The sequence below is a fragment of the Alphaproteobacteria bacterium LSUCC0684 genome, from assembly GCA_041228335.1.
GTDB lineage: Bacteria > Pseudomonadota > Alphaproteobacteria > Puniceispirillales > UBA1172.
Genome location: CP166130.1, coordinates 1,824,370 through 1,839,532, shown reverse-complemented (window position 1 = coordinate 1,839,532; position 15,163 = coordinate 1,824,370). Strand labels below are relative to the sequence as shown.

Sequence of the window (15,163 nt, the reverse complement as noted above, 5' to 3'; positions counted from 1 at the left end):
CGTCTGTTTCAGGCAAGCGAGGACGGCACCACGATACAGGCCATGCCCGAACGATGCAGGATCACGCAGGCGGCCCGGGCGTCGTTTTCATCAAACCCGACAAACTGCACCTGCCAGAAAGTCACTTCCCCGTAGCGGACTTCACTTAATCGCGCGGGCTGGAGGGGAATGATCTCATCAGCCACGCGGCGGGCATTGCGGGCGGCGACATGCGCGCTGTAGCGCTTTGAAAAACTGCCGATCTGAATACCCCAGGAGCTTGGCTCGGCGGTGGCTTCGGTCGGGGCCGGGTCGATCAGGGGCGGTAAATCCGTTTCAGGTTTGCGGGCAGGAACAGAAACACTGGCTTTCGTCTCTTTCACCTCGGCCAGCGCAACAATGGTCGGCTTTGGCGGCGGTGCAGGCAGTTTAGGCCTCGCCGGAGCCCGGGCCTGCCGGATAACAGGCTTTTCGAAACGCGGCAGGGCATCGAACTCTTTCGTGAGCAGGTATTTCATGTGCTTGTCGCGGCTTGGGCCGGTGCGTCCACCAAAGACAACGCCGACAAGCCGCGTGCCGTTTCGTTCCGCTGTCGCGATCAGGTTGAATCCGGATGCCCGTGTGTAGCCTGTCTTGATTCCATCCGCGCCTTTGAAGCTGCGCAAGAGGGTATTGTGATTTTTGAACTTCTTGCCCTTCCATGTGTAGGTCTGGGTTTTGAAATAGGGGAAATACTGCGGAAAATCCTTGCGGATGGCGATCGCGAGCCTGGCCATGTCCCGGGCGGTGGAATGTTGCTTGGAATGCGGCAGGCCCGATGCGTTGCGGAAATTTGTCCGTGTCATGCCGAGCGCCTGGGCCTTGCGTGTCATGCGCCTGGCAAATTTTCGTTCCGTGCCCGCCAGATGTTCGGCAATGACGGTAGCCACGTCGTTGGCGGATTTGGTGATCAGCGCAAACATGGCATCTTCGACCCTGATGGTGGAGCCCTCGCGGAGGCCGAGTTTCGACGGCGAACGTCCCGCCGCCACGCCGCTGACCTTCATGCGGGTATTCATCGTGATCCGGCCTTCTTCGAGTTCCTCAAAAAGAAGGTAGAGCGTCATGACCTTGGTGAGCGAGGCGGGAAAAAGTTTCTTGTCGGCGTTGCGGGAATACAGCACCTTGCCGGTGGTCTCATTGACAACAATCGAGGCGTATTTGGCGAAAGAAGGCTGTGGTGTGAGCACCACAGCCAGTAGGAACAAAACAGGGAGGAAGAACAGGTGACGTTTCACGACGACATACCTTGATCGTTCATGGCGCCCCCCGAACATACGCGGAAATGATACACCAATACCATATCATGTGTCAAAGAGATCATCTCAATACCACATCTTTTGTGTCGCACCGCTCCCTTCGGGTATCGCCCGGGCGCGGCATACTGCCGCCGGACAGATAATTTTGACACCTTTAGGGGTTTTAATGATCAAAGAAATACCAATATAATTCAGGTAAGACAAATCATTCGAAGCTCAGGTCAGGACTTTTTGTGTCAGGGAGCACATGCATGGGCAGTGATGACAACGACAAGGCAGGTGGCCCGGAAACCGGCCTTGCCACCAAGGCGAAGCCGAAAACGAAAAAACCGGCCATGTATAAGGTCATCATGTTGAACGATGACTACACGCCCATGGAATTTGTTGTTCTGGTGCTCCAGGAATTCTTCCGCAAATCCCAGGAGGAAGCCACGAATATCATGCTCCATGTTCACCAGCGCGGGGTCGGCGTTTGCGGGGTCTATACCTATGAAGTTGCCGAAACCAAGGCAACGCAGGTGATGGAACTGGCACGCAAGAACCAGCATCCGCTGCAATTGCAGCTTGAAAAGGAATAACACCATGTTATCGCAGGAACTTGAAGAAACCCTCCGCCGCGCCATGGATCTGGCGTCCAGCAATGGCCATGAATTCGCCACGCTTGAGCATCTGCTGATCGCGCTCACCGACGACAGCGACGCGGTTGAAGTGCTGGCCGCCTGTGATGTGGATATCGCCCAGCTCAAGGATGAGCTCAGCCGTCATATTGACGATACCTTGTCCGGAATTGCCGGCAGCAACGGGGAGACACAGCCGACCACGAGTTTCCAGCGGGTGCTGCAGCGGGCGGTGATCCACACCCAGTCCTCCGGCCGGGATGTTGCCACCGGCGCCAATGTTCTGATCGCGCTTTTTGCCGAGCGTGAAAGCCATGCCGTATGGGCCCTGCAGCAGCAGGACATGACCCGGCTTGATGCCGTCAGCTATATCAGCCACGGTATTGCCAAGAACCCCGCTTTCAGTGGCGAGAAATCCGTCCCCGATGGCGCCGAGGCCACCGGTGATGAGATCAACAGCAAGCAGGATGCGCTTTCAACCTATGCCGTCGATCTCAACGCCAAGGCACTTGACGGCAGGATTGACCCGCTCATCGGGCGCAGCGCCGAAGTTGACCGGACCATTCAGGTGCTCTGCCGCCGGACCAAGAACAATCCTCTTCTGGTGGGCGACAGTGGTGTCGGCAAGACCGCGATTGCCGAAGGTCTGGCCAGGAAAATCGCCGAAGGCAACGTGCCGGAAGTTCTGGCTGATGCCCGCATCTATTCCCTCGATATGGGGGCGCTGCTGGCAGGCACGCGCTATCGCGGCGATTTTGAGGAAAGGCTGAAAGCCGTCATGCAGCAGGTGGCTGAAGACGATCAGGCCATTCTCTTCATTGACGAAATTCATACGATTATCGGGGCCGGTGCCACCAGCGGCGGCGCGATGGATGCCTCCAATCTGCTCAAGCCTGCGCTCCAGGAAGGAAGCCTGCGCTGTATCGGCTCCACCACCTATAAGGAATTTCGCGGCTGGTTTGAAAAGGACCGCGCCCTGTCCCGCCGGTTTCAGAAAATCGATGTCAATGAGCCGAGCATCGCCGATACGGTGAAAATTCTTGCCGGCCTCAAATCTCGCTACGAAGAGCATCATGATGTCCGCTTCACCAATGCCGCACTGAAATCGGCGGTGGATCTCTCGGCGCGGTATATCACGGATCGCAAACTTCCCGATAAGGCGATTGACGTCATTGATGAGGCGGCCTCGGCGCAGATGCTGTTGCCGCCTTCGCGCCGCAAGAAGATCATCGGGGCCAAGGAAATCGAAACGACGATTGCCAGCATGGCACGAATCCCGCCACGCAGCGTCAGCCGTGATGATCGTCAGGCGCTGGCCAGTCTTGAAACAGATCTCAAGCGCATGGTCTATGGCCAGGATGCGGCGATCGTGGCGCTGGCTTCGGCCATCAAGCTTTCGCGTGCCGGGCTGCGGGAGCCGGAAAAGCCCGTCGGCAACTACCTCTTCAGCGGGCCGACAGGTGTCGGCAAAACCGAAGTTGCACGCCAGCTGGCCGACAGTCTCGGGATCAATCTGATCCGGTTTGACATGTCCGAATATATGGAACGTCATTCGGTTTCACGCCTCATCGGTGCCCCTCCCGGCTATGTCGGTTTTGATCAGGGCGGCCTTCTCACCGATGCGGTGGACCAGACCCCCCATGCCGTGCTGCTGCTCGATGAGATTGAGAAAGCTCATCCCGATATCTTCAACCTTCTGCTGCAGGTCATGGATAACGGCAGGCTGACCGACCATAACGGCAAGACGATCGATTTCCGCAACGTCATCATCATCATGACGACAAATGCCGGTGCCGCGCAGCTCAGCAAACAGGCCATCGGCTTCAATCGCGGGGTCAATGCCGGGGCTGATACCGAAGCCATCGAAAAGACGTTCTCGCCGGAATTCCGGAACCGTCTCGATGCGATTATTCCCTTTGCCAATCTGGCACCGGAAATCGTCCGGATGGTGGTGGATAAATTCGTCCTTCAGCTCGAAGCCCAGCTCGCGGATCGCGGCGTGACCATCACCTTGAGCGATGGCGCGCGGGACTGGCTGGCGGAACGTGGCTATGATCCGGCGTATGGTGCCCGTCCGCTTGGCCGGGTGGTGCAGGAACATGTCAAGAAGCCGCTGGCCGAAGAGCTGCTGTTCGGGCGGCTGACCGATGGCGGTCTTGCCATGGTCGAAACAGCCCCGCCGGAAGAAGATGGCCATATTCCGGGGCTGGTGGTCACCGCGGCTGAAAGCGAAACCCCGTCCCGCAAGACGCCGAAAGACAAATCCGCCAAAGCTCCGGCATCGAAAGGCAGATCAAAAGCGAAGGCATCAGCCAAAGCCTGAGCCTTTTGGGGTGAGCCCTTGGGGTGGCGATTCCCCCCTAGTCTTCGCTGTTGCGATAGGGAGACCATCCCTTCAACGCATCGGCTTCGCGCTGGATCTGGCGGCTTTCGCGGCTGGTGAATTCGCGCACGGCGCGGGCAAACCCCTCATCTTTCAGGTAATGGGCCGAGAAGGTCATGACGGGCAGATAACCGCGCTGGACCTTGTGCAGCCCCTGGGCACCTGCTTCAACCCGGGAAAGCCCGAGTTCGATGGCAAGATCAATCGCCTGATAATAACATGTTTCAAAATGAAGGAAGGGGATATCCGCCACCGCCCCCCAGTTGCGTCCGTAAAGCGTATCCTTGCCAATGAAGTTCAGCGCGCCGGCGATCATTTCCCCATCATGTTCCGCCAGAAAAAGCATCACCTTATCGGCCATGGTCGCGCCGATCCGGTCAAAGAAATCACGGGTGAGGTAGGCACCGCCCCATTTCCGGTCGATGGTTGCAAGATAGAACCGGTAGAACGCATCCCAGTGATCGGCCCGGAGATCATCGCCGGTCAGGCGATGGATCCTGATCCCGCGGAGCGCAATGTCGCGCCGCTCACGCCGGAGGGTCTTGCGTTTGCGTGACGAAAGCCGGCCAAGGAAATCCTCAAAATCAGCATAACCTTGATTATGCCAGTGAAACTGCAGGCCGGTGCGCCTGATCCAGGCCGGGTTGAGCGTGGCAAGCCGACGGGATTCGTCTTCGCTCAGAAAAGTGACATGGAGCGAGGAAAGACCCATGGCTTCCACCGCTTCCATCGCCCCTTGCGCAAGGGCGGCGAAGGCTTCGGCCGGATAGGGGCTCTCGACCATCAACCGCTGCCCCGGAACCGGGGAGAAGGGGATCGCGGATTGAGCTTTCGGGTAATAGGCACCGCCTGCCTGATGCCAGGCATTGGCCCAGGAATGGTCAAAGACATATTCGCCGTAGGAATGGGATTTGAGATAAAGCGGCATCACCCCGTGGATGCGGCCATCCGGATCGGCAAGGCTGATATGCCGGGGAAGCCAGCCGGTATCCGCAACCGCCGAGCTGCTGTCTTCCATCGCCGCCAGCAGGGCATGGCTCTGCAAGGGATTGTCAGAACGCGCGCAACGATCCCAGTCCTCGGCCGGGATCGCGTGAATGCTTTCGTTCAGCGTAATCGTCCAGTTGACGGTGCCCGCGTCCGCGGAATTGATCTCATCATCCATAGACAGAATGTAAGCCGTCAGCGGTCAGGTGCAATGGCGTCATGCCGGTTTCAGTCGATCTCGAACATGCCTTCGATTTCAACAACACAGCCGAGCGGCAGGGCGCTGGAGCCTACGGCGAACCGGGCATGGCGTCCGGCCTCGCCAAAGACCTCGACCATCAGGTCAGAGGCGGCGTTGATCACCTTTGGCTGGCTGGTGAAATCAGGTGCGGAGGCAACGAAACCGCCCAGTTTGACCACCCGCTTCACCCGGTCAAGATCACCGCCGGTGGCGGCTTTCAGTTGCGCCAGGAGATTGATGGCGCATTTGCGGGCTTCGGTGACGGCGTGATCTTCGGTCACCTTGCCATCACCGACATAGCCGGTGACGGCCAGCGCGCCGGCTTCCATGGGAATCTGGCCTGAAATGATCACCAGATTGCCGGTAATGACATACGGGATGTAATTGGCGGCCGGTGCCGGTGCATCGGGAAGGGTGATGCCGAGCTCAGCCAGGCGCGCGTCGATTTTTCCTGCCACGATTATTCTCCTTTTCGTGTCTGGCCCGGGGCCAGGTGTTCAGATGCCGCAGATTAAGGCCGGTTCCGGTCGCTCGTCCAGTCTTAACTGCATCCGGTGGTGGAACCGCAGGTGTTGCATTTGAGGCAGGTACCGTTGCGGACCAGGGTGAAATTCCCGCATTCGGAACAGTTTTCCCCTTCATAGCCTTGCATTTTCGCCTGCTGAACCCGGGTTGCGACATCGGTGCCGCCACCGGCGATCTCCGCCGCACCAGAAGTTATGGCCGTGGTCTGACTGCCGGCTGCGCTTGCGGTGGGCTGATTGTCCATCTCGGCGGCAACGCTGCCATCGCCCGATGCCCGCAACAGGACAATATTCCGGTTGCGGACAAACCCGCTTGAAATCGTCGCCGTCGCAAGATCGGACTGGCCTTCGCCTGAACCTGTCGTCCCGGCGTCAAGATCTTCGGGATTGACATGGCCGAGATCATTGCGATCAAGGTAGGAGATCGCCAACTCGCGGAAAATGTAATCAAGGATGGAGGTGGACATCTTGATCATGTCATTGCCCTGGACCATGCCTTGCGGTTCAAACCGCGTGAAGGTGAAGGCTTCGACATATTCCTCAAGCGGCACGCCATATTGCAGCCCGATGGACACCGCGATCGCAAAGTTGTTCATCAGCGACCGGAAGGCAGCCCCTTCCTTATGCATGTCGATGAAGAGTTCACCCAGTTTCCCGTCCTCGTATTCCCCGGTCCGGAGATAGACCTTGTGGCCGCCGACGATGGCTTTCTGGGTGTATCCCTTGCGCCGATGCGGCAGGCGGTGACGGGTGGCAACAAAACGTTCGACGATTTTCTCCACGATCCGGGTTGTCTGGGCGGCAGCCGGCGCCTCGATAATGTCCTCGATCTCTTCCATATCCTCTTCGTCGGCGAGGGCGGCGGAAAGAGGCTGGCTCAGTTTCGAGCCGTCACGATAGAGCGCATTGGCCTTGAGCCCGAGACGCCAGGAGAGCATATAGGCTTCGCCGCAGTCTTCGATGAGGGCGTTGTTCGGCATGTTGATCGTCTTTGAGATCGCCCCGGAAATAAAAGGCTGGGCGGCGGCCATCATGGTGATATGGCTGTCAACGCTGAGGAAGCGCTTGCCGAGCCTGCCGCAGGCATTGGCGCAGTCAAAGACGGCCAGATGCTCATCCTGAAGATGCGGCGCGCCTTCAAGGGTCATCGCCCCGCAGACATGGGTGTTGGCATGCTCGATCTCATCCTTGCTGAAACCGAGGGCAGCCAGCATGTCAAAGTTGAAATCGTTCAGTTGCGCATCGCTGAAGCCCAGCACGTCCTTGCAGAATTCATCGCCGAGGGTGAACCGGTTGAAGGCAAACTTGATATCAAAGGCGGATTTGAGGGCGCCGCCAAGCGTAGTGAGCGCCTCCTCGGTAAAGCCCTTGTCCTTGAGCGCGTTGACGCTCACCGACTGGCATTTCTCGAGGCTGCCATGGCCGACCGCGTAGCGGATGATATCGTCAATCTGGTCCTTGCCGTAGCCGAGGTTTTCGAGCGCTTCGGGCACAACCCGGTTGATGATCTTGAAATACCCGCCGCCGGCCAGTTTCTTGAATTTGACGATGGCGAAATCAGGCTCGATGCCGGTGGTGTCGCAGTCCATGACCAGGCCGATGGTTCCGGTCGGCGCGATCACCGTTGACTGGGCGTTGCGGTAGCCATGTTTCTCACCGAGGCTGAGGGCAAGGTCCCAGGCGGCGCGGGCCGCTTCCGGCAGGGCTGCATCCGGGCAGTCCGCCTGCTTGAGCGGCACCGGCGGGATCGAAAGACCTTCATAGCCATCGGTATCGCCATGGGCCGCGCGGCGGTGGTTGCGAATCACCCGCAGCATGTTCTCGGCGTTTTCCTCATATCTCGGGAAAGCGCCGAGCTCGCTTGCGATCTCGGCCGATGTGGCATAGGCGATCCCGGTCATGATGGCGGTGAGGGAGGCGCAGATCGCCCGGCCTTCATCGCTGTCATAGGAATGCCCCGCCGCCATGAGCAGGCCGCCGATATTGGCGTAACCGAGGCCCAGCGTCCGGTAATCGTAGGACAGTTGCGCAATCTCCTTGGAGGGGAACTGCGCCATCAAGACGGAAATCTCAAGCGTCAGGGTCCAGAACCGGCAGGCATGTTCATAGGCGTCGATATTGAAGGATTTGTCTTCATGCCGGAACTGCATCAGGTTGAGCGATGCAAGATTGCAGGCGGTGTCATCGAGGAACATGTATTCCGAACACGGGTTGGAGGCGTTGATGCGTCCGCCGGCCGGGCAGGTATGCCATTCGTTGATCGTGGTGTCGTATTGCAGGCCCGGATCAGCGCAGGCCCAGGCCGCGTAGGCAATCTTGTCCCAAAGGTCACGGGCGTTGATGCGTTCGCTGACCTTGCCGTCGGTGCGGCGAATCAGGTCCCATTCGCTGTTGTTCAGGACTTTTTCAAGAAAATCGTTGGTAACGCGGACCGAGTTGTTTGAGTTCTGTCCCGATACGGTCATATAGGCTTCGGAATCCCAGTCGGTATCATAGGTGCGGAATTCGATTTCGGTGTAGCCCTGTTCGGCGAACTGGATCACCCGCTGGATATAGTTTTCCGGCACCATGGACTTGCGGGCCGCGATGATGGCTTTCTTGAGCGCTGAATTGGTCTTGGCGCTGAAACGATTGTCCTGGGCAACGCTTTCATCGGTGCAGGCCGCCATGACCGCATTCATGTGCTGGCTTGCCAGTTTCGAGCCGGCAACAAGAGCCGCAACCTTCTGTTCTTCAACAACTTTCCAGTCAACATATTTCACGATATCCGGATGGTCGACATCAACCGTCACCATCTTGGCGGCGCGGCGGGTGGTGCCGCCGGATTTGATCGCCCCGGCCGCACGATCGCCGATGCGGAGAAAGCTCATCAGCCCGGAGGATTTGCCGCCACCGGCGAGAGGTTCGTTCTCCCCGCGGAGACGCGAGAAATTGGTCCCCGTCCCGGAACCGTATTTGAAAAGCCGCGCTTCACGGACCCACAAATCCATGATGCCGCCTTCGTTCACCAGATCATCGTTGATCGACTGGATGAAACAGGCATGGGGCTGGGGATGTTCATAGGCGGATTTGGACCGGGTCAGTTTGCCGGTCTTGAAATCGACGTAGTGATGCCCTTGGCCCGCACCATCAATACCATAAGCCCAGTGCAGGCCTGTGTTGAACCATTGCGGCGAGTTGGGCGCCGCCATCTGCATCGCCAGCATGTAGCGCATTTCATCAAAATAGGCGCGGGCGTCGTCTTCGCTTGAAAAATAGCCGCCTTTCCAGCCCCAATAGGTCCAGGTACCGGCCAGGCGATCGTAAACCTGCTTTGCGGAGGTCTCACCGACATAGCGTTCGTCTTCGGGGAGTTCCTTGAGCGCCGTCTCATCCGGAACAGACCGCCACAGCCATGAAGGAATCGTGCTTTCCTCAACCGTCTTCAGGCGCGCGGCAATACCGGCTTTGCGGAAATACTTCTGCGCCAGAATATCGGTCGCCACCTGAGAGAAATGCGTCGGCACTTCAACATTCTCTGCCTTGAACACCACGGTGCCATCCGGATTGCGAATTTCACTGGTCGCATGAGTCCAATCCATCATGGCGTATGGAGACTGATCAGAGGAGGTAAAGTGACGCTTCAGCTTCATGTGATTGATCCTTGTTTTTCTTGGCGAACCTGTGTGTTAAAGAACGAAAAAAAATACGCAATGCGCATTAATAACCATATGTAGTGGCGTTTATATTTTCAAACTACATGATCTTGATCATCTATCCAAGAGGGAATATGGCCAAATATGGCAAAAATGAATTTTTTTTGGTGGTCCTGTCGTATTGCGCCGGCCGGGGTGCTGGCGAGACTCGGATTGCACCCGGGGATCAGGGGCTGGGCGGAAAGGATGAAGCGGGCGGGTAGCGCAGGTTTCCTAAAGCCTGCCTCTGGCCAGGACGGGGCGGGGTGATCCCGTCCTCTTGCGCGGGGATGGCGCCATGATTTGCGGCTTCGTGATTGCCTTGCGTCGCCCCATCGGGTAGGAATATGGAATACGGCGCTGATGCCGTGGCAAAGTTCCTCCGTCTTTATACATGCAGGAACAGCACATAACCGGGAAGAGTAATGAGCATTATATCAAGATTTCTCATTTCGCTGACATCTCGCCAGGTGGGCGCTGATGCGCATGGCAACCGCTATTTTGAATCAAGGCGTCCTGGCCGTCTCGGCCGCTTCAGGCGATTCGTTGTCTATGCCGGATCAGCCGAGGCAAGCAAGGTGCCGGCGGACTGGCATGGCTGGCTGCACCACACCGAGGAGTTGCCACCACCGGAAGGGGGATATGCCCGCCGGTCCTGGCAGAAAGATCACCTGCCCAATCTCACCGGAACGGTCTATGCCCATAAGCCTGCGGGGGATCTGATGAAAGGCGGCAGGCGCAAACCCGCCACCGGAGATTACGAGGCCTGGCAGCCGGAGTAGAGCCATGACAAGAAACACCATTGAAACCGTCATGGGAGCTGTTGTCCTGCTGGTTGCAGGCGTGTTTCTTTATCTTGCCTATACCGCAACGAATATCCAGTCCTCCTCCGGCATCCGGCTGAATGCGGAATTCGGCAGCGTCAGCGGCCTTGGCGTCGGCGATGAGGTCCGGATTTCGGGCATCGCTGTGGGCAAGGTCATCGGCACAAGTCTTAATGAGAAGACTTTTGGTGCCACGGTAACGCTGTCGATTGATGAGCGGATCTCGCTTCCATCCGATACCGCCGCCCGGATCGCCGCCACATCTCTTCTTGGTGGCAGTCATGTCGAGCTTATCCCGGGGTTTGAGGAAGAGTATCTCGGCGATGGCGATACGATTTTCGACACCCGCGACCCGGTCAACCTGACCGATCTTCTCGGCAAGGCCATTTTCTCTTCCGGATCAAATGATGGCTAGGGGCCGGGCCCTTGTTGCCTCTGGCATGCTGGCCTTATCTGTCGGGACGGCGCACGCCACCGACACCTGGCTTCAGGGGGATGTGGTCGAGCTTCAGGCCCTCGACAAGATCACCGCCCGCATTTCAACGCTTGTCGTCGAGGTTGGAAAGCCGCATCGCTACGGCACGCTTGAGCTCTTGATACATGCCTGCACTTTCCGTCCCCCCACCATGCCGCCCGAAGATGCGGCCCTGCTTGAAATCCATGGCGTCGACCATAAAGGGCTTTTAAGCGATGAGCCGGTTTTCAAGGGATGGATGTTTCAGTCAAGCCCGGCGCTCAACGCGCTTGAGCATCCCGTCTATGATGTTTCCGTGCTCGATTGCAGGAAAGACTGAACCCAGGGCCAGTCATCTTCATCCACTGGCATGGCCGCCTTGGTGGCAAGCGCGGTCTCAAGCTTCTTCTGAAATGCCGCACGCGGGATTTCCATCACCCCGAACTGTTCGAGATGGGTATTGCTGAACTGGGTGTCGAGGAGGACAAATCCCCCTTTGCTGAGACGCGCCATCAGGTGAATAAGCGCAATCTTTGACGCATCACTTGACCGGCTGAACATGGATTCGCCGAAAAATGCTCCGGCAAGGGCAACGCCATAAAGCCCGCCGACCAACTCGGGCGCGCCGGTTTCAGGTTTGTTCCAGACTTCGATCGAATGGGCGAAGCCCAGCCGATGCAGCGCGCAGTAAAGCTGCCTGATCTGGGGGTTGATCCAGCTGTCGGCCCGCCGCCGCGTGACTTCCCGGCAGCCGTCGATCACGGCATCAAAGGCGGTGTTGATCGTGACATTGTACGGGCGCTGGCGGATACGGCGGCGCAGGCGCCGCGGTATATGCACCGCCTCGATAGGCAGAATCCCGCGCTCTTCGGGGTCGACAAAAAAGATCCGCTCATCTTCCCGGGCTTCCGCCATGGGAAAAACCCCCAGCGCATACGCCTTGATCAGTGTTTCGGGCGACAGCAGGTACATGAGATGAGTATGGGCATGAATTCACCCCATGTTCAAGTCATGGACGAGAGGGCGAAACGATATCTCAGGAAGATTGCCGGGGCAGGAAGTCTTCTTCCAGCCAGCGGATGGTATATTCCCCGCTGATGATATCCTTGTCCATCACCAGTTTGCGATGCAGGTCAAGCGATGTCGGCATCGGCTCAATGACAAATTCGGTGAGCGCCCGCCGCAGCCGCGCCAGACAATGTTCCCGATTCTCGCCATGGACAATCAGTTTGGCGATCAGGCTGTCGTAATGGGGAGGGATGGCATATCCGGGATAAAGGAAGCTTTCCATCCGGACGCCCGGCCCGCCCGGGGCATGGAAATTTGTCACCGTGCCCGGCGTCGGGAAAAAGGTTTCGGGATGCTCGGCATTGATGCGGCATTCGATGGCATGGCCGTTGAAGCGCACATCTTCCTGCCGGATCGAAAGCTCGGCCCCGTCGGCGATGCGAATCTGCTCCTGCACAAGGTCAACGCCGGTGATTTCTTCGGTGATCGGGTGTTCAACCTGCAGCCGGGTGTTCATCTCGATAAAGAAGAATTCGCCGTTCTCGTAAAGAAACTCCATGGTCCCGAGACCAAGATATCCCATCTTTGCGGCGGCATTTGCGGCGATGGCGCCGATGGAGTTACGCTGGGCCTCATCAAGCACCGGCGAGGGCGCTTCCTCAAGCAGTTTCTGGTGACGGCGCTGAACCGAACATTCACGTTCGCCGAGATGAATGACATTGCCATGGCTGTCGGCCACGATCTGGATCTCGATATGGCGGGGATTGTCGAGATAGCGTTCGATATAGACGGTATCATCACCGAAGGCGGCCTTGGCCTCGCTCCGGGCGGAAGAAAACGCCTCCGAAAGATTGTCAGGGCTGGCGGCGACCTTCATCCCGCGCCCGCCACCGCCGGAAGCGGCCTTGATCAGCACGGGATAACCGACCTCTTTTGCAACCTTGCGGGCGTCGTCAAGGGTGTCGACCGCACCATCAGAGCCGGGAACTAGCGGCAGCCCGGCTTCGGCGGCGGTGCGTTTGGCTTCAACCTTGTCCCCCATGGCGATGATATGTTCGATCCGGGGGCCGATGAAGATCAGCCCATGCGCGTTCACAACCCGCGCGAAATCGGCATTTTCCGAAAGAAACCCCACGCCGGGATGAATAGCATCGGCGCCGGTAATCGAGGCGGCGGTGATGATCGCCGGAACATTGAGGTAACTGTCCTTCGATGGCGCATCACCGATACATACGCTTTCATCCGCAAGACGCACATGCATGGCATCGGCATCCGCTGTGGAATGAACCGCAACGGTTTCAATCCCCATATCGCGGCACGCCCGCAGGACCCTGAGCGCAACATCGCCCCGATTGGCAATTAGGATTTTCCTGATCATGGCTCAACGCCCCCGGCAGCTGCTATTCAATCACAATCAGGACTTCGCCGTATTCCACCGGCTGGCCATTGCCAACCAGGATACGGGAAACTTTGCCTGATTTTGGCGCCGTGATCGGGTTCATGACCTTCATCGCCTCGACAATCACCAGCGTCTGGCCGGCTTTTACCGTGTCACCTTCGCCGACGAAATTGGCTGCCCCCGGCTCCGGCGCGAGATAGACCGTGCCGACCATCGGTGAGCTGACGGCCCCGGGATGGCTTGAGGTGATCTCTTCTTCGGCTGGTGCCGGTACAGGCTCGGCTGCCGGTGCCGCAGGCTGGGCAGGCATGGCGGCGGCAAGCGGCATGGCTGGCGCGGCGGAAGCCGCGCGCGACAGCCTGATCGATACATCATCGGTATTGTATTCGATCTCCACCAGCCCGGCATCCTGCATGATGTCGGTCAGTTGCTGGACCAGCTCAACGCCTTTGGGTTCGGCTTTTTTTGTCATGAAGTCTCACTCCCTCGACAGTAATGACGCCGCGGCATCCACGGCCAGAGTGTAGGAAGCAGGGCCAAATCCTGCAATAACCCCGCTGGCAACACCAGCGATATACGAATGATGGCGGAAACTTTCCCGCGCATGCACATTGGAAAGATGTATCTCGATCACCGGGCCGCTGACCATCGCGAGCGCATCCCGGATGGCAACCGATGTATGGGTGAACGCGCCGGCGTTGATGAGGATCGCCGCAACGTTGCCGGTGATCGCCTGATGAATGGCATCGATAATCTCATGCTCGCTGTTGGATTGCATGAACCTGCTGGCAAAGCCGTGCGTTTCCGCTGCATCACGGCACAGGTTTTCGATATCAGCCAGCGTCGCGGTCCCATAGATCGAAGGTTCGCGCTTGCCGAGCATGTTAAGGTTCGGGCCATTGATGATAAGCAGTGCCGGTAAATCTGTCATTTGATCTCGTCCCTCATCCACTATACCAGTCCTGTTTGTGACTGTCATCCTCAGTGCTGGTTTCAGTTATCCCGGGCGCGGGCCACCATGGCCGCCATCTCGGATCTGGAAATTGCCCCCGGGGCGATCTCATTGCCGATGACAAAGGCAGGGGTGCCGCCGATATTCAGCGCTTCTGCCACAGAACGCGTTTTCGCAATACGGGCATTGATTTCCCCTTTTGAAATTTCAGCCTGGATAGCGCCCGGGTCGATACCGGCATCGGCGAGAATCCGGCTGAACGCGGCGCCATCAAGCCGCCCCGGCCATTGCATCAGCGCGGTATGGACCTCCTCGAAACGGCCGAGTTCGGCCGCCGCCATGGAGATCTGCGCGGCCTGAGTCGAGGATTCCGCCAGAATGGGAAACTCTTTTACCACCAGCCGGATATTGCCGTCTTCACGCACCAGATCCATGAGATCGGCAAAAACACGTTTGCAGTAGCCGCAGTTATAATCGCTGAATTCATAGATCGTCACGTCACCATCTGGATTGCCGATGATTGTCTTGCCGTCATTGACCTTGACAAGGTTGATCGCCTGCTGGCGAGCGGCGTCACGCTGTTTGAGGTTATGCTGTGTCAGCACGTCGAGGACGAAGCCCGGATTTTCGGCAATATAGGTGCGGATCATCTGGTTGATCTCATCCTCATCCGGGCCGGAAGCCGCGCCGCCAAGCCCATAGCCGAGTCCGGCCCCCACCACCAGCATGACCACGAGCAACAGTGTTGATACGAGGCCGGGCATGTTGGCTGATCTTGGGGAGGCGTCCGGGGAGGTCATGACATTTCCTTTTTGCTTTGGAT

At 58.1% G+C, this 15,163-nt stretch carries 14 protein-coding genes; 5 read left to right on the top strand and 9 right to left on the bottom strand.

From position 1 onward, the window contains the following. Positions 1-8: 8 nt before the first annotated feature. The gene (locus AB8880_08795; protein XDZ65020.1) at positions 9-1,256 is read right to left on the bottom strand and encodes a D-alanyl-D-alanine carboxypeptidase; all 1,248 of its coding nucleotides are present in this window, start codon (positions 1,254-1,256) and stop codon (positions 9-11) included. A gap of 272 nt (positions 1,257-1,528) precedes the next feature. Here AB8880_08795 and clpS point away from each other — a divergent pair, with 272 nt between their 5' ends. Both clpS and clpA read left to right on the top strand, forming a co-directional pair. After that, positions 1,529-1,855 (top strand): ATP-dependent Clp protease adapter ClpS, encoded by a 327-nt coding sequence (gene clpS / locus AB8880_08790; GenBank protein XDZ65019.1) that lies wholly within the window; start codon positions 1,529-1,531, stop codon positions 1,853-1,855. Positions 1,856-1,859: 4 nt separating this feature from the next. Further along, positions 1,860-4,217, top strand: a complete 2,358-nt coding sequence (gene clpA / locus AB8880_08785) for an ATP-dependent Clp protease ATP-binding subunit ClpA (GenBank protein XDZ65018.1) — start codon at positions 1,860-1,862, stop codon at positions 4,215-4,217. Between the two features lie 37 nt (positions 4,218-4,254). Here clpA and AB8880_08780 read toward each other — a convergent pair whose 3' ends face one another. The 3 genes from AB8880_08780 to AB8880_08770 all read right to left on the bottom strand — a co-directional run bounded on the left by AB8880_08780 (position 4,255) and on the right by AB8880_08770 (position 9,661). Further along, positions 4,255-5,442 (bottom strand): GNAT family N-acetyltransferase, encoded by a 1,188-nt coding sequence (locus AB8880_08780; GenBank protein ID XDZ65017.1) that lies wholly within the window; start codon positions 5,440-5,442, stop codon positions 4,255-4,257. 50 nt (positions 5,443-5,492) lie between these two features. Beyond that, positions 5,493-5,963 (bottom strand): RidA family protein, encoded by a 471-nt coding sequence (locus AB8880_08775; protein ID XDZ65016.1) that lies wholly within the window; start codon positions 5,961-5,963, stop codon positions 5,493-5,495. An 83-nt stretch (positions 5,964-6,046) separates the two neighbouring features. After that, positions 6,047-9,661, bottom strand: coding sequence for a vitamin B12-dependent ribonucleotide reductase (locus AB8880_08770; protein ID XDZ65015.1), 3,615 nt, complete (start codon positions 9,659-9,661; stop codon positions 6,047-6,049). A 467-nt stretch (positions 9,662-10,128) separates the two neighbouring features. Between AB8880_08770 and AB8880_08765 the strand changes: the two genes are divergently transcribed. The 3 genes from AB8880_08765 to AB8880_08755 are packed head-to-tail and all read left to right on the top strand — an operon-like array spanning position 10,129 to position 11,321. Continuing rightward, positions 10,129-10,485 (top strand): NADH:ubiquinone oxidoreductase subunit NDUFA12, encoded by a 357-nt coding sequence (locus AB8880_08765; protein ID XDZ65014.1) that lies wholly within the window; start codon positions 10,129-10,131, stop codon positions 10,483-10,485. Between the two features lie 4 nt (positions 10,486-10,489). Next, a complete protein-coding gene (locus tag AB8880_08760) occupies positions 10,490-10,942 on the top strand; it encodes an outer membrane lipid asymmetry maintenance protein MlaD (GenBank protein XDZ65013.1) in 453 nt (150 codons plus the stop codon). Continuing rightward, a complete protein-coding gene (locus AB8880_08755; GenBank protein XDZ65012.1) occupies positions 10,932-11,321 on the top strand; it encodes a DUF2155 domain-containing protein in 390 nt (129 codons plus the stop codon). Before AB8880_08760 ends, AB8880_08755 begins: the two co-directional genes overlap by 11 nt. On the opposite strand, the gene aat is transcribed toward AB8880_08755, so the two are convergent. The 5 genes from aat to AB8880_08730 form a co-directional block, all read right to left on the bottom strand. After that, complete coding sequence (aat, locus tag AB8880_08750; GenBank protein XDZ65011.1) at positions 11,285-11,896, bottom strand: leucyl/phenylalanyl-tRNA--protein transferase; 612 nt, start codon at positions 11,894-11,896, stop codon at positions 11,285-11,287. The two genes, AB8880_08755 and aat, sit on opposite strands and share 37 nt — an antisense overlap. Before the next feature lie 121 nt (positions 11,897-12,017). Further along, positions 12,018-13,367: an acetyl-CoA carboxylase biotin carboxylase subunit gene (accC, locus tag AB8880_08745; GenBank protein ID XDZ65010.1), complete on the bottom strand. Its 1,350-nt coding sequence runs from the start codon at positions 13,365-13,367 to the stop codon at positions 12,018-12,020. A 22-nt stretch (positions 13,368-13,389) separates the two neighbouring features. Continuing rightward, positions 13,390-13,860, bottom strand: coding sequence for an acetyl-CoA carboxylase biotin carboxyl carrier protein (accB, locus tag AB8880_08740; protein XDZ65009.1), 471 nt, complete (start codon positions 13,858-13,860; stop codon positions 13,390-13,392). Positions 13,861-13,866: 6 nt separating this feature from the next. Then, positions 13,867-14,319, bottom strand: a complete 453-nt coding sequence (gene aroQ, locus AB8880_08735; GenBank protein XDZ65008.1) for a type II 3-dehydroquinate dehydratase — start codon at positions 14,317-14,319, stop codon at positions 13,867-13,869. 62 nt (positions 14,320-14,381) lie between these two features. Next, positions 14,382-15,140 (bottom strand): DsbA family protein, encoded by a 759-nt coding sequence (locus tag AB8880_08730; GenBank protein ID XDZ65007.1) that lies wholly within the window; start codon positions 15,138-15,140, stop codon positions 14,382-14,384. Positions 15,141-15,163: the final 23 nt, after the last annotated feature.

What these genes read in the sequence shown, in the direction of transcription:
- clpS (XDZ65019.1), top strand. Translation starts at nt 1,529, where the DNA reads ATGGGCAGTGATGACAACGACAAGGCAGGTGGCCCGGAAACCGGCCTT.
- clpA (XDZ65018.1), top strand. Translation starts at nt 1,860, where the DNA reads ATGTTATCGCAGGAACTTGAAGAAACCCTCCGCCGCGCCATGGATCTG.
- AB8880_08780 (XDZ65017.1), bottom strand. Translation starts at nt 5,442, where the DNA reads ATGGATGATGAGATCAATTCCGCGGACGCGGGCACCGTCAACTGGACG.
- AB8880_08770 (XDZ65015.1), bottom strand. Translation starts at nt 9,661, where the DNA reads ATGAAGCTGAAGCGTCACTTTACCTCCTCTGATCAGTCTCCATACGCC.
- AB8880_08765 (XDZ65014.1), top strand. Translation starts at nt 10,129, where the DNA reads ATGAGCATTATATCAAGATTTCTCATTTCGCTGACATCTCGCCAGGTG.
- AB8880_08760 (XDZ65013.1), top strand. Translation starts at nt 10,490, where the DNA reads ATGACAAGAAACACCATTGAAACCGTCATGGGAGCTGTTGTCCTGCTG.
- AB8880_08755 (XDZ65012.1), top strand. Translation starts at nt 10,932, where the DNA reads ATGATGGCTAGGGGCCGGGCCCTTGTTGCCTCTGGCATGCTGGCCTTA.
- aat (XDZ65011.1), bottom strand. Translation starts at nt 11,896, where the DNA reads ATGGCGGAAGCCCGGGAAGATGAGCGGATCTTTTTTGTCGACCCCGAA.
- accC (XDZ65010.1), bottom strand. Translation starts at nt 13,367, where the DNA reads ATGATCAGGAAAATCCTAATTGCCAATCGGGGCGATGTTGCGCTCAGG.
- accB (XDZ65009.1), bottom strand. Translation starts at nt 13,860, where the DNA reads ATGACAAAAAAAGCCGAACCCAAAGGCGTTGAGCTGGTCCAGCAACTG.
- aroQ (XDZ65008.1), bottom strand. Translation starts at nt 14,319, where the DNA reads ATGACAGATTTACCGGCACTGCTTATCATCAATGGCCCGAACCTTAAC.
- AB8880_08730 (XDZ65007.1), bottom strand. Translation starts at nt 15,140, where the DNA reads ATGACCTCCCCGGACGCCTCCCCAAGATCAGCCAACATGCCCGGCCTC.